Source organism: Methylotenera oryzisoli, from assembly GCF_004661485.1.
GTDB lineage: Bacteria > Pseudomonadota > Gammaproteobacteria > Burkholderiales > Methylophilaceae > Methylotenera > Methylotenera oryzisoli.
Genome location: NZ_PQVH01000010.1, coordinates 64606 through 78546 on the forward strand (window position 1 = coordinate 64606; position 13941 = coordinate 78546).

Genomic DNA, 13941 nt, shown 5'->3' on the forward strand with positions numbered 1-13941 from the left:
CTTAGCGATTAACAAACTGTATCCTCGGCACGCTGTCACTGAGGGTGATTTGTGTCACGCTAGCGTGGTCAATCACCAAACGGAATAAGCCTTTTAACGGTATATTCAGGGCGTCTGCCAACATTGCACGTATCACCCCGCCATGCGTCACAACCGCGACGTTCTTTCCATGTAAGCGACTACTCACTTCTTCTGTAAACGTTTTAGTACGGTGATACAGCTGGGTGAAACTCTCGCCATTAGGTGGCGACAGATGTGCATAATCGTGCGCCCAAACATCAAATATATCACGCGGTATGCTATCCCATGGTTGCATTTCCCAGTCACCAAAATGCAATTCTTTTAACCGCGCATCCTCTTGTACTTGCCCCAAATTAAGCGCTTGCGCTAACTTGGTACAACGCTGCAACGGGCTAGCATAGACCGCATCAAACTGTATGCCATCTAACTTTGCGCTTAACGCACTGCACTCTACTGCAAAATTAGCGGAAACATCCACATCACTCTGTCCATAACAAACACCAGATGGAATATCCAAGGAAGTATGTCGAATCAAATGTAAATTCATCATTGCTGCGCCCACACAAGCAAGCCCAAGTAAAAAGCTAACTCAGTCATTTGTTGCATCGCGCCCAAACAATCGCCAGTATAGCCACCAAGCCAGCGTTTGATTTTGTTGCGCCACCAAACCCAAACAAACACCACCGGCGTTAAGCAACAAGCTGCTAGCCACAACCAATCGGTAGCACTCAACAACACAGGTGAAAAGTTCAAATACAATAGCGGAATCGGCGCCAAGCCAAAAAACACAGCAACCAGCAAGCCCGGCGCTTTAATTTTAGTTGCCAGCGGCTTTGACTTACCGCTCTCACGCACATAATCTAAATCGGTCATGATCAATAACGCACATAAGCGGCTAAACGCATGGCCAATCACTAACACAAATGGTAAAAAGTAAGCGGGCAATGCATTAAGTAGCTGATATTTCGTCAATAGCGCAAAAAACAGAGCAATGGCTCCATAAGTCCCCAGCCTAGAGTCTTGCATAATGGCCAATATGCGCTCGGTGTCCCAACCACCACCTAAACCATCTGCACTGTCGGCAAGCCCATCCTCATGAAATGCACCGGTGATATAAATCGTCATCGCCATGCTCACCAGCACAGCAAGGCTCTGTGGCAAGACCTTGCTTGCAAAGGCAAATGCGCCTGCGCCAATCAAGCCGACAAGAATCCCCACCAATGGGAAATATTTGGCTGCTCGATTCAGATCATCAGGATGAAAGTCGCCAAACACCGGAACAGGAATCCGCGTAAAGAAACCAACCGCTAACAACATATAGCGTCGCTCGTTACGCAGAAAATTGATCACGCAACGTCCCCAACAGCCGCCTCAGCAGTGCTCACACCAGCACTTTCAAATGAGGCCATCTCGTTCATAAAGTTAACCGCAGCCTGCACCAAAGGATAAGCCAAGGCCGCACCTGTACCTTCACCAAGACGCAATCCAATATCTAGCAGCGGCTTGGCATCTAAGTATGCTAACAAGCGACGATGTCCAGCCTCTCCCGAGCAATGCGTAAATACACAATACTGCAAAATATTGGGCTGCAACTGCGCAGCCACCAACAAGGCCGCGGTTGCAATAAAGCCATCAATTAACAATACTGCGTTCTGCTCAGCAGCACCTAGCATTGCACCAGCCATCATTGCAATTTCATAGCCACCGAAAGTCGCCAGCACATCCAGCGCACTATCAGCGCTCAGGTCATGAAAATCTACTGCCTGCTTCAGAATAGATCGTTTCTGCGCCAATCCGGCGTCATCTAAACCTGTGCCGCGCCCCACGCATTCCTCAATCGGGATACCGCATAACACACTCATCAAACAGCTGGCTGAAGACGTATTGCCTATACCCATCTCGCCAAAACCAAATACATTACAGCCGGCGGCAGTTTCTTGTTTTGCCAGCGACGCCCCAGTTGCCAGCGCTTGCTGACATTGTGCTGCAGTCATAGCAGCCTCTTGCAAGAAGTTGGCTGTACCCGCCGCCACTTTGGCATGAATCAAATCTGTGTTCGCGTCAAAATCATGATTAACACCAGCATCAATCACCCGCAAACGCATATTATGCTGACGCGCAAACACGTTAATTGCCGCGCCCCCCTGCAGGAAATTCATCACCATCTGCGCAGTAACGGCTTGCGGATAAGGGCTAACCCCGGAATTCACCACCCCGTGATCACCTGCAAATACCATCAATGTGGGGTTAGATAGCTGAGGCGTCAGGGTTTGTTGTATCAAACCCAACTGCAAAGCCACCGCCTCCAGTTGCCCCAAAGCACCTAACGGTTTAGTTTTATGATTAATTTTATCAACAAGCGCCGCCTGTAACGACTGACTCAATGACCCGATTTTTGGTAAATTTGTGTTTAAATTCATAGGGAAAGATTTTACATGAGAGCCACCTAGATATCACGCAAAGCAGATACAAACTTCAGTATTAAAAATAAATATACGAAAATCTTAAAATATCTTTGTCAGATTACAATTTAGTTTGCTATAATGCGCGCCTTGCAGCGATTAAACCGAACGCTGTAGCAGTAAAGAAAGGCCGGGTAGCTCAGTCGGTAGAGCAGCGGATTGAAAATCCGCGTGTCGCCAGTTCGATTCTGGCCCCGGCCACCAGAATTTAAAAGGGTTTAGCTTTTGCTAAGCCCTTTTTTCTTACTGGCCAGCAACAAGCTCATGAATGTGATCAAGCACATTCCAAGTGCCAATTTTCTCGACAAGGCCAGCTCGTTTTAACTTTTCCAACACGTTAGGTCTTGCCTCGCATAGCACCAGTCTGGTCTTATGTCGGCTACATGTACCCATCAAATCCCACAAAGACTGAAGCCCAGTTGCATCAATAAATGGCACTCTGCCTAAACGCATGACAAGAATATCTGCGTGACCATGAACGGATTCCAATGCACTCTCCAGCCTTTCAGCAGCGCCAAAGAAAAACGGCCCATCCATTGCAACCACCACAGTTTGGGGGGGCAATATGAAGTTCCTATCTTCTATCTCCTCCTTTAAAACTTCATTGCTCTGTAATTCAATACTGACAGTTTCTGACATGCGCTTCATAAATAACAATGCAGCCAGCATAACGCCTATGTTGACGGCAATGACCAAATCAGCAAAAACAGTAAGCAGAAATGTAATAAGCAATACTGCCACATCTGGCTTGGGTGCCGTTCTTACCATATGCGTGAAGCGGTGGAGTTCGCTCATATTGTAGGCCACAACAAACAAAATGGCAGAGAGTGCGCTTAACGGGATATGTGAGGCCAGTGGGGCAAATAAAAGCACAATGCCCAAAAGCGTTAATACATGCACAATACCCGCTAAAGGACTTGTAGCACCATTACGAATATTAGTAGCAGTGCGGGCAATGGCTCCTGTGGAAGCGAACCCACCAAACAGCGGTGAAAAAATGTTGGCGATGCCTTGACCTACCAGCTCTTGATTGGAATCGTGCTTGGTACCAGCCATGCTGTCAGCAACAACTGCGGATAGCAAAGACTCAATCGCCCCTAATAAAGCAATTGTAAAGGCTGGTCCAATAAGTTGTAGCACTTCAGAAAATGTTAATGAGGGCACTTCAAACTGCGGTAGACTTTGTGGAACTCCCCCAAAAGTGCTTCCGATAGTGGCTACATTCTCGAACTGAAATAACCATTGCACAATGCTTGCTGCCACCATTGCCACTAATGGTGATGGTATACGTTTAATTACAGATGGAGAAACGAGCAAAACTACCAGAGTCAACAGCCCAAGCGCTGTAGTTGCCAAGTGAATACTAGGAAATGCCTGAATCAGGTGCCAGAACTTTTCGTGGAAATGTATTGCTCCCGTTTCTGGAGATAATCCAAAAAAGTCTTTCCATTGACCAACCCATATAATCACGCCGATACCACTGGTAAAACCGACAATGACTGGATCGGGAATGTATTTAATAACCCCACCTAGCCGCGCCAACCCCATCAGCATGAGCATCACTCCTGCCATTAAAGTTGCTACCTGCAAACCTTCAATGCCGTACTTTGCGGTGATTCCCGATAGAATAACGATAAAGGCGCCTGTCGGCCCTGCAATCTGCAAACGACTACCACCAAATAGAGAAGTAAGACCACCTGCCACAATTGCTGTATAAATGCCTTGCTCCGGTTTTGCGCCAGATGCAATTGCAAAAGCCATGGCTAATGGTAACGCTACTATCCCGACAATCACTCCAGCTAAGATATTGTTAAGCCAATACTCTTTGGATAACAAACCTGCACGTTTTGCTTCGAGTATTGCAATCATGTTAGGTGGTTCAAACTGAGATGAAGTGAGAATTATATTAACATGACCTAAACTTTTATCGGAATATGCTTAAATAAAGCGTTTTGACTAGATGTTTCAACTTGACCTAATTCATACAGAATTATAAACGTGAAAACTTCGACAATTCTTGGCGAGCGTAGACGAGTGAGGGCGAGCATAAAACACTATATAAATAATGATTTTTACAGTTGAAGATCCGCGTGTCGCCAGTTCGATTCTGGCTCCGGCCATCAGAATTTAGAAAGCTCACAGAAATGTGGGCTTTTTTTATGTCTATATCAGTCACTCATGAGACTAGCGTTTGCGCTTAGCATCAAGCCCCGTCGCATCTTCCATCACGTAATAAATATAACTTTGCTCTTGTATGCCATGAAACAATTGCGCGTTAGGGCCACCAGCAAAGATTGCCACATCTTCCCCCGCATGTGTTTCAGACGCTAGCGGCACCATCACCTCCTGATGAAAATCCGGGTCTTCGGTATCCACGGCACTCATATCCTCAATACGACCTGCTCGCGGCGTTTGGGTATGCACATTTTCACCTGCAGAATAGCCTGCGCCATTGGCGAAACTGATGGTTGTATAGGGGCGACCATCCAATGCCTGCTCTGGCGCACTACTCCCGGGGAATACAACCTTACCTAATATGGGATTACCGCGTTTAGCATAACCGCCGATAGTCAGCGTGTGGCTATGGTCTGCCGTCACAATGATGAGCGTGTCTTTCATATCAACTTTGCGCATAGCCAATCTAACCGCATCCGACAATGCCACGGTTTCACTTAACGTGCGGTAAGCGTTATTCGCATGGGATGCGTGGTCGATGCGCCCAGCCTCTACCATTAAGAAGTAGCCATTTTTATTTTGCTTTAATATATCAATCGCTTTATCAGTCATTTCGGCAAGGGATGGCTCACCCGCAGCATCCGCTGGGCGGTCATGATCGTATTGCATATGTGATGGCTCGAACAAACCCAATAGCCGCTGCCCGCTGGCCGGATTAAAAGCATCAAACTGTGCTTTGTTCCATACATAGTGCGCATTGAATTTAGTTTGAAACTCCTGCGTTAGATCACGTCCATCATTACGCTTACCTTTGATGCTAGGGTATTCAGGGTCCGCCTGTGTTTTAGGTAATAAATATACCCGGCCACCACCTAACACCACCTCTATACCATCGCCAATCTGACGCTCCCCGAAACGATCAATCAATTGTGCGGCGATATCTTTTACATCAGACCCTGCTGGAGTATTGCTGTCAGCCTCCCAATCTCGATTGCTTGTGTGTGCATAAGTGGCCGCAGGTGTCGCGTGGGTAATGCGAGCGGTTGATACAATGCCGGTTGAGCGGCCGCTCAACTCTGCTTTTTCTAAAATGGTGGTTAATTTATTCGCTTGTATCACGGCATTACTGGGCTCTGACCGCGCAACAGATTGATTCACCGACAAACCGCCATCATTCGTTTTTACGCCGGTCACCATCGCGGTCATGGTTGGTGCAGAATCTGAGGTTTGCTGATTGGCAGAATAGGTTTTAGAAAGCGCTAAATAGGGTAAAGACTCAAATGCCAGCTGATTGCGCTCGCCATCCAAGCCTTTACGCTGCCCTTCAAAAATACGTGAGGCAGTGATGGTTGCTATACCCATACCATCTCCTACAAATAATATTACGTTTTTAGCTCGACCCAGCTCGGGTTGTAGCCGCTTTGCCGCCGCTAAAGCCGCCTCGCCGTCTTTAATCCAAGTTTCTGCATTTTCAGCCATAGCCGGCACGGTGCCGATTGTACATGTCACTATAAGCATAATTAAACTTAATCTATTCATCGTTGCCATTCTCAACCTACACTTAACAAAATAATTTCAATAATATCTGTGTTTAAACACAAGGACTAAAGCATAGGCTCAACGCCTATAGCCATCATATGGGTAAATTATGACAACCATATGGACTGCCAGCTAGTGATGGCTGCTGATCACAGATCAACCGACCACTCTGCACTGAGGCACATCCACAATTTATGTGGATAACTTTGTGGGTGCGATGGGGATAGCGTTGCTAAGTTACTGCCGCATATAGTAAACGGCTAATCGTAGAGATTTTGAACACAAAAATACCAAGATTGTTAAGTGATGTCATATGGTACGCAGTGCTTGCCAGTGATTGCGGACGACGAGCACAGCACCGATACCATCAACACTACATTAAGTCCGACTGCGCCGTAGAGGAATTTCTTTAAGATTTATATTAGGAATATTAACGCTTTATATTCAAGAAGCTATATTTTGTATTACCATATGGGAATCATCATCCATCATCTGCAAGCCGCGTATTGGCGATGCTGCTTGCGAGTCAACCTAAACAAATTACTCCGTAGCTTGTCTATCGTTGAGAATGATCAAAACTTGCATAAGCCCAATGCATTTTATTTTTATTGAATGCAGGCATAAAAATACGGGTTCTTAGCCACTTAATTTATTAGTTAATTCAGGTTTATTTAATGAGCACTTACAATGAAATTGACGCACATGACTTATCGGTCATGCTCAACACAAAATCACTTCTACTCGTAGATGTACGCAATGATGACGAGGTAGCGCGTGGCGTGATTGAACACGCAGTGCATATTCCATTAGCCATGCTCCCGGTTCAATATGAGTCACTCAACAAGGCGGAAACCATCGTGTTCTACTGCCATAGCGGTGTGCGCTCAGCGCATGCGGCAGCGTTTGCTGCCAGTAAGGGCTGTAAGCACGTCTATAATCTAGCGGGCGGCGTATTGGCTTGGGCAAGGGCGGGCTATCCGTTTGTACAAATCAACGCTCAATCTAAATAACCACCCCGCTTTAAGTAACACAGGAAAACCATTATGGATTTTGACAAAGTAGTCGATGCCACCGGCCTAAACTGCCCATTACCAATTTTGCGCTGCAAAAAAGGCCTCAGCGACATGGCACCTACGCAAGTGCTAAAAATCATCTCAACCGACCCAGGCTCGGTCAAAGACTTTAATGCCTTTTGCGTACAAACCGGGCATGAGCTTTTATTATTAGAAGAAGACGAAACGGCTTTTACGTTTTACATTAAAAAACGTGTGAGCTAACAATCTACGCTGCTAGTGATTAGCTTTTAAACCCTGACTCAACAGTCCTTAGCAACATAAAAAACGCCGCACTTGCTACCGAATGAATCGGCGCATCATGCGGCGCTACATACAAGACAGCGCTACTTAAGCTTAGCTAACTGGCTTAACAGTTTATCCAAGCTGGCACTAAAATCGGCCACACGTGCTTTTTCCTGCTCTACCACTGCTGCTGGCGCTCTTGCCACAAAACTCTCGTTATTAAGTTTTGCATTGGCTTTATTGATTTCACCTTCCAGACGCGCGATTTCTTTACCTAAGCGCTCTTTTTCTGCCGCAACATCGATTTCAACTTTTAGCATCAGTTTAAAATCATTCACTAGCATCACCGGCGCATCCGCTTCTGGCAACTCAGCAACAATCGCCACATCCTCCAGCTTAGCCAATGCTTTCAGGTAAGGTGCGTAGGCAGCCAATGCCTCGGCATCACCCGCAGCAAATAATGGCACACGTGCCGCTGGGGAAATACCCATTTCACCACGCAAGCTACGGCATGCATCCACAGCTTGTTTTAACTGCGCCACCCAAGCCTCAGAGGCCTCGTCCAATTTGTCTGGCTGCGCTTTAGGATAAGTTTCCAACATAATGCTGGCGCCATGCTTTTCCGTCATTGGCGCGATTGTTTGCCAAATTTCTTCGGTAATAAATGGCATGATAGGGTGCGCTAAGCGCAAGATGGTTTCCAGCACGCGCAGTAAAGTACGGCGTGTGCCGATTTTTTCTGCCTCACTGCCATTTTGCATTTGTACTTTAGCTAGCTCTAAGTACCAGTCGCAGTACTCATCCCACACAAACTCGTAAATCGCTTTTGCAGCTAAGTCAAAGCGGTAGTCTTCAAACGCGCGCTCAACCTCAGCTTCCGTGCGCTGCAGGATGCTCACAATCCAGCGGTCAGCGGCTGAGAACACACGGCCACCTTCTACGCAACTGCCAAGGCCAAAACCATTGTCCTGGCCTTCGGTATTCATTAGTACGAAGCGCGTTGCATTCCACAATTTATTGCAGAAATTACGGTAGCCATCACAGCGCTGTAAATCAAACTTAATGTCACGGCCAGGTGAAGCTAATGCTGCAAACGTAAAGCGTAGCGCATCGGTACCATAGGCGTTAATCCCCTCCGGAAACTCTTTACGTGTACGTTTCTCGATTTTTTCCGCATCTTTCGGGTTCATCAAACCTGTGGTGCGTTTTTTAATCAGTTCATCCAGACCAATGCCGTCAATCAAGTCGATCGGGTCTAGCACGTTGCCTTTAGATTTACTCATCTTCTGGCCTTCGGCATCGCGAATCAAGCCGTGTACATACACGTGCTTAAACGGAATTTTGCCAGTGATATGCGTGGTCATCATCACCATACGCGCCACCCAGAAGAAAATAATATCAAAGCCTGTGACTAATACAGAAGATGGCAAGTACTGCTGTAGGGCAATATTCGCAGCATCCTTCTCTGCATCACCGGTCCAGTCCAAGGTAGAGAACGGCCATAGGGCAGATGAATACCATGTATCCAGCACATCATCGTCACGTTTCAATTGACCGGCATAGCCGTCTTTAGCCGCCTGAGCCTTGGCCTCAGCCTCATCATGCGCCACATAGACTTTGCCGTCATCAGAGTACCAAGCAGGGATTTGGTGCCCCCACCATAACTGACGGGAAATACACCAGTCTTGAATGTTATTGAGCCATTGGTTGTAAGTGTTTACCCAGTTCTCAGGGTAGAACTTGATTTCGCCGCTCTCCACTACGTCCAATGCTTTTTGCGTGATCGATTTACCGTCAGCCGCAGGCTTGCTCATGGCAACGAACCATTGATCGGTCAGCATAGGCTCAATCACTACATTAGTACGGTCACCGCGCGGCACTTTGAGTTTATGTTTTTCTGCCTTAACCAAATAGCCTTGTGCCTCTAGGTCTGCCACCACTTGTTTACGTGCAGCAAAGCGCTCCAAGCCAATCAGATTTGCTGGCATCTGGATGGATGGCTTACTAGCACCATCCGCCGCCCAAACTTCTGCTGCGGCAGGCACAAACCCTTGCAGATTGAGGATAACGATTTTATCCAAACCTTGACGTTGGCCGACCATATTGTCGTTAAAGTCATGCGCTGGCGTCACTTTCACTACACCGGTACCGAACTCCAAATCGACATAATCATCAGCAATGATAGGAATCTCACGGTTGCACAACGGCAACTGCACAGTTTTACCAATCAGGTGTTTATAACGCGCATCTTCCGGATGCACCATCACTGCCACGTCACCCAGCATAGTCTCTGGACGTGTTGTCGCTACCGTTAAATGACCAGAACCATCTGCCAGTGGATAGTTGATGTGCCACATGAAGCCGTCTTCTTCTTCCTGCACCACTTCTAAATCAGACACCGCTGTGCCTAGCTTCACATCCCAGTTCACCAAACGCTTGCCACGATAAATCAGGCCTTCGTTATAGAGTTGCACAAAGGTCTTGGTCACTGTTTTGTTGAGGCCTTCATCCATGGTGAAGCGCTCGCGGCTCCAATCCGGCGAGGTACCTAAACGACGCATTTGTTTAGTGATGGTACCGCCTGAGTACTCTTTCCACTCCCATACTTTTTCTAAGAACTTTTCACGGCCTAAATCATGACGTGACACGCCTTGTGCATCAAGCTGACGCTCCACCACGATTTGGGTAGCAATACCGGCATGGTCGGTACCTGGCTGCCACAAAGTGTTGTCGCCACGCATACGGTGGTAGCGTGTTAATGCATCCATTAAGGTCTGATTAAAACCGTGCCCCATATGGAGCGTGCCGGTCACGTTAGGCGGGGGAAGTAAAATACAGAAATTATCTTGCTTGGCGGTATCTAAGCCAGCGCCATAATAGCCTTGCCCCTCCCAGAATTCATACCATTTACTTTCAATGGTTTTAGGGTCGAATGATTTGGCTAGCTCTTTGTTTTCTTGCATATTCTGTGTCGAATGGTCAGTTGTCATAACCTAGCATTTTATCACAGGGCAAACCTGCTGTTATATCGCGAGGTAACTCGCTACAAAAGAAAACAGACCCGCTCCGAAAAATACTAAAAAATGCACAACCGCCCAATAACGATAGCGCTGCCTCAGCGCTTGCGGAGTAATGCCTGATATCACAAATAGACGATTGTTTTGGGGCTTAGCAATCAAATGCTGCTCACTTTTAAGCAATAGGCTTTGCTGACGCTTGATATCGGTATAGGCCTGTTCGCGTGCTTGCTCCCACTCCAGCATATCAATTTCACCATCCCGGTTCAGGTCAAACCGCTGCAACAGTCTGGATTTAGATTGCTTCCATTGTGTGAGCAGCTTGCCAACCTCATGGTGGATTTCAGCCTCGGTATGGGCTTGCGTGCCGGCATCTAAATCACCCAGCACGTAAATAGATTTATCCGCAAACAGTACATCCTCAATATAGCGGTGCCCATTTTGCGTAATTACATGCCGTTTTGCAGCATAAATATCCGCGCCTTTAGGGTCTACCAAGCACACACCGGTATCATCATGCAGCTCAAACACTTGCTCGCTGACTTGGTAATCTTGCAAGCGCCACATGTAGTTACTATCGCGGGCGTACACCCACAACCTGAACCAAACGCAATCTGCACCTTGGATTGGGCTGCGCATGGGCAAGCGCTGTCTGGACTTGCCAAACAATTCCACATAGCCTTGAGCCGCCGACGCAATGGTTGAAATTGGCACCTCGGATATTGCCAGCAATCTTTTGTAGTTAAATGCCCAGGCAAATATGGCAACCAAGGCACTCACAGCGAACAGCATCGGCAGTTGGTGCGCTTGCCCGTCCTGGTAATCTATGTACACGCCTGCCAACACCAGCCCAAGGCAGACACACAGGGCGAGCGGGTTTAAATAGTAACTACGCAAGCGCACAACACTGCCTACAGCTTGGCATTAAAGCGCTGACTTACGTCAACATCGGCAAGCTCTTCACTGGAAAATTTAAGTAATGACTCTTTGGCAAAACCAAACAGCCTTGCCACGATTAGATCCGGAAACTGTTGCACGCGCACATTGTTAATGTACACACTGTCGTTATAAAACTCGCGGCGGTCTGCAATTTGATTTTCAAGCCCGGTGATGCGGGTCTGCAGCATTAAGAAATTCTGGTTAGACTTAAGCTCTGGATAGCTTTCCGCCACGGCGAACAGACCACCTAAGCCTACACGCAGTGCGCTTTCGGCCTGCCCTAGCGCAGTAACATCATGCTGGTCGCGCGCTTCATTCACTTGTGTGCGCGCTTGAATCACTTTTTCTAGCGTAGCCTGCTCATGCTGCATATACTGCCGGCAAGTATCTATCAGTTTAGGCAGCTCCTCATGACGCTGCTTTAACAGCACATTGATATTAGACCATGCCTTTTCAACGTTATTTTTAACACTGACCAAACTATTGTATGTGATGACAAAATACAGCACAACGACGGCTACCACTATCCACACTAACATCATATCCCCTTATTTTTATTGATGATATCGGCCTGCGAACTCGCGTAATACTTGAGTCGCTATGGATAGTAGCATTTACTAGTTAAAGATTAAACATCCGCCATCAACACTGGGCCTACTTTCTCCCAGTAGCGAGAAAAACGCTTTAAGCGCCGCTCACTCAGCCGTACATTCGCTAGCCTTGGCGCGTGCTCCCAGCTCGGGGAAAATGGTGCCAATATTTCTTTAAGCTTAAAGTTAGGCGTGTCCTGCGTAAAAATCTGCCCTACGCCTTTTTGCAGCAACACAGCGTGCGTATCGCCCATCCACACCTCAACATTCATCATTTCATGCAGACAGTCTGCCACAAACTGCAATCTGTTTAGTGACCAATGACCACACAACACAGGGTCAAACACAAAGATTTTAGGATAAGGCTTACTAAGCAAAGGGTTCTGTGCAGACAGCATTTCATCATGCACCAGCACCGCAACCGCTTTAAATGTATGCGCGCCCTTCATCGGCAATGACTTAATAGGATATTGCTTTGGGCTGGCGGTGAGTGATGGCGAAAATAAACGCCCATTCAACACCTCATAGCTCGCATCAAACGGGCATTGCGCTGTGCATGTGGCGCAATATTTACCCCCCGTATAACGCTCCAGATTCTCTTTGTTAAAGTAATAAGGTTTAGAGCTAAACGTCGACGCAACCCATTGCCATGACAAGTGATTACTTGCCAAATCGCCATCTAGCAAGTGGGCTTCAAACCAATCAGCCGTCTCACGCCAGTCGATTTTAAGATGATGGACCACATAGCTCGCAAACCACATGCGGGCATGGTTATGCATATAGCCAGTATCCAGCAACTCTTTAATAAAGCCATCCATACAGGGTAAACCAGTGTTGGCCTGCTTAACCGCATCGCTCAGCGGCTGATAATCAAGATTAACCTTAGGTGGCTCCATTTCGCTAAAGATAGCATTCCCTTCATAAAACCAGACTTGCCGCCAAAAATCGCGCCAAGCTAGCTCCATCAGCAGGCTCTCGCCTTGTAAGCCAAACTTCTGTTTCACAAAAGTAAAAGTCTCATTTAAGCTCAGACAGCCGTGGCGTAGGTATGGAGATAAATGTGTGACTGCACCATTAATAAAATTACGGTTACGTCCGTACTGCACAGCATCTACTGCATGCAACTTTCGTAACGCGCTGGTCCTGCCGCCAGACCATTCTTCCGCAAGATCAGGGCCCTTTGCTTGTGCAAACATGCGCTTGACGTAATGCAATCGTTCTAGCCGGTCACTCGGAAGATTAAGTTTCTGTGCGGGGCCCATAGGAGTATTTCCTACAATGTTAATGGAACATGATATACCACCCAAAAGGGTACACCTTTTTTGCAGAATTTTATATTAAAAAATATTGAAATATCGTGCAATAATAATTACCGATGTTTAGGCTTAACACTTATCAATCTTTGTATCAGGATATCAAATGATAGAAGCAACTTGGGTTTGGGCTGTATTAGGTATCGTTTTAATCGCAGTAGAAATATTAGCCATAGGTACTTTATATATATTATGGTTTGGCATCGCTGCCATTTGTTTAGCGATTGCCACTTGGCTGTTTCCAAACATTCCACACGCGATACAATTCATCGCGTTTGCCATCCTCTCTATCGGGTCTTTGGCAATATGGCGACGTTATTACAAAAAAACGGATAGCAGCTCAGTTGTGGGTCAATCACAAGGCGAAGAAATTGGCCGCATCGGCACTGTGCTGCAGACAACCAGCCCTGCACAGAACGGCTTAATTCGCTTTACGCAAGGCCTAATGGGTAGCCGCGAATGGGTAGCAGTGTCGGACGAGGTGATAGAAGCCGAAAGTCAGGCAAAAGTGATTGCTGTTGAAGGCAATACACTACGCATTACAAAAGTTAGTTAACGCTTTTTAATCTTCTCACTTAAGGAAATTT

Annotated in this window: 12 protein-coding genes and 1 tRNA gene; 4 read left to right on the forward strand and 9 right to left on the reverse strand. The window is 46.9% G+C overall.

The window, feature by feature from the left end; all coding sequences use genetic code 11:
- Position 1: 1 nt before the first annotated feature.
- The 3 genes from cobC to cobT are packed head-to-tail and all read right to left on the reverse strand — an operon-like array spanning position 2 to position 2441.
- Complete coding sequence (gene cobC / locus C3Y98_RS08475; RefSeq protein ID WP_135278215.1) at positions 2-568, reverse strand: alpha-ribazole phosphatase; 567 nt, start codon at positions 566-568, stop codon at positions 2-4.
- Entirely contained in the window at positions 568-1371 is an 804-nt protein-coding gene (locus C3Y98_RS08480) for an adenosylcobinamide-GDP ribazoletransferase (protein WP_209308772.1), read from the reverse strand. Before C3Y98_RS08480 ends, cobC begins: the two co-directional genes overlap by 1 nt.
- Positions 1368-2441, reverse strand: a complete 1074-nt coding sequence (cobT, locus tag C3Y98_RS08485; protein WP_135278131.1) for a nicotinate-nucleotide--dimethylbenzimidazole phosphoribosyltransferase — start codon at positions 2439-2441, stop codon at positions 1368-1370. Before cobT ends, C3Y98_RS08480 begins: the two co-directional genes overlap by 4 nt.
- 170 nt (positions 2442-2611) lie before the next feature.
- On the opposite strand from cobT, the gene C3Y98_RS08490 reads away from it, so the two are divergent.
- Positions 2612-2687, forward strand: a tRNA-Phe gene (locus tag C3Y98_RS08490).
- A gap of 39 nt (positions 2688-2726) precedes the next feature.
- On the opposite strand, the gene C3Y98_RS08495 is transcribed toward C3Y98_RS08490, so the two are convergent.
- On the reverse strand, positions 2727-4352 hold the full coding sequence (locus C3Y98_RS08495; protein WP_135278133.1) for a SulP family inorganic anion transporter: 1626 nt from the start codon (positions 4350-4352) through the stop codon (positions 2727-2729).
- A 315-nt stretch (positions 4353-4667) separates the two neighbouring features.
- Positions 4668-6176: an alkaline phosphatase gene (locus C3Y98_RS08500; protein ID WP_245234346.1), complete on the reverse strand. Its 1509-nt coding sequence runs from the start codon at positions 6174-6176 to the stop codon at positions 4668-4670.
- A gap of 695 nt (positions 6177-6871) precedes the next feature.
- Between C3Y98_RS08500 and C3Y98_RS08505 the strand changes: the two genes are divergently transcribed.
- A complete protein-coding gene (locus C3Y98_RS08505) occupies positions 6872-7207 on the forward strand; it encodes a rhodanese-like domain-containing protein (protein ID WP_135278137.1) in 336 nt (111 codons plus the stop codon).
- 33 nt (positions 7208-7240) lie between these two features.
- Entirely contained in the window at positions 7241-7474 is a 234-nt protein-coding gene (locus C3Y98_RS08510; RefSeq protein WP_135278139.1) for a sulfurtransferase TusA family protein, read from the forward strand.
- Positions 7475-7596: 122 nt separating this feature from the next.
- Here the strand turns inward: C3Y98_RS08510 and C3Y98_RS08515 are convergent, their stop codons facing one another.
- The 4 genes from C3Y98_RS08515 to C3Y98_RS08530 form a co-directional block, all read right to left on the reverse strand.
- Positions 7597-10485, reverse strand: a complete 2889-nt coding sequence (locus C3Y98_RS08515) for a valine--tRNA ligase (protein ID WP_135278141.1) — start codon at positions 10483-10485, stop codon at positions 7597-7599.
- Positions 10486-10518: 33 nt separating this feature from the next.
- A complete protein-coding gene (locus C3Y98_RS08520) occupies positions 10519-11415 on the reverse strand; it encodes a hypothetical protein (RefSeq protein ID WP_135278143.1) in 897 nt (298 codons plus the stop codon).
- An 8-nt stretch (positions 11416-11423) separates the two neighbouring features.
- Positions 11424-11990 carry a LemA family protein gene (locus tag C3Y98_RS08525; protein WP_209308773.1) on the reverse strand — a complete coding sequence of 189 codons (567 nt, stop codon included), beginning with the start codon at positions 11988-11990 and terminating at the stop codon, positions 11424-11426.
- Positions 11991-12079: 89 nt separating this feature from the next.
- Positions 12080-13303, reverse strand: coding sequence for an FAD-binding domain-containing protein (locus C3Y98_RS08530; protein WP_135278147.1), 1224 nt, complete (start codon positions 13301-13303; stop codon positions 12080-12082).
- Positions 13304-13460: 157 nt separating this feature from the next.
- On the opposite strand from C3Y98_RS08530, the gene C3Y98_RS08535 reads away from it, so the two are divergent.
- On the forward strand, positions 13461-13910 hold the full coding sequence (locus C3Y98_RS08535; protein ID WP_135278149.1) for an NfeD family protein: 450 nt from the start codon (positions 13461-13463) through the stop codon (positions 13908-13910).
- The last annotated feature ends 31 nt before the right edge of the window (positions 13911-13941 follow it).

What these genes read in the sequence shown, in the direction of transcription:
- cobC (WP_135278215.1), bottom strand. Translation starts at nt 568, where the DNA reads ATGAATTTACATTTGATTCGACATACTTCCTTGGATATTCCATCTGGT.
- cobT (WP_135278131.1), bottom strand. Translation starts at nt 2,441, where the DNA reads ATGAATTTAAACACAAATTTACCAAAAATCGGGTCATTGAGTCAGTCG.
- C3Y98_RS08495 (WP_135278133.1), bottom strand. Translation starts at nt 4,352, where the DNA reads ATGATTGCAATACTCGAAGCAAAACGTGCAGGTTTGTTATCCAAAGAG.
- C3Y98_RS08500 (WP_245234346.1), bottom strand. Translation starts at nt 6,176, where the DNA reads ATGCTTATAGTGACATGTACAATCGGCACCGTGCCGGCTATGGCTGAA.
- C3Y98_RS08505 (WP_135278137.1), top strand. Translation starts at nt 6,872, where the DNA reads ATGAGCACTTACAATGAAATTGACGCACATGACTTATCGGTCATGCTC.
- C3Y98_RS08510 (WP_135278139.1), top strand. Translation starts at nt 7,241, where the DNA reads ATGGATTTTGACAAAGTAGTCGATGCCACCGGCCTAAACTGCCCATTA.
- C3Y98_RS08515 (WP_135278141.1), bottom strand. Translation starts at nt 10,485, where the DNA reads ATGACAACTGACCATTCGACACAGAATATGCAAGAAAACAAAGAGCTA.
- C3Y98_RS08525 (WP_209308773.1), bottom strand. Translation starts at nt 11,990, where the DNA reads ATGTTAGTGTGGATAGTGGTAGCCGTCGTTGTGCTGTATTTTGTCATC.
- C3Y98_RS08530 (WP_135278147.1), bottom strand. Translation starts at nt 13,303, where the DNA reads ATGGGCCCCGCACAGAAACTTAATCTTCCGAGTGACCGGCTAGAACGA.
- C3Y98_RS08535 (WP_135278149.1), top strand. Translation starts at nt 13,461, where the DNA reads ATGATAGAAGCAACTTGGGTTTGGGCTGTATTAGGTATCGTTTTAATC.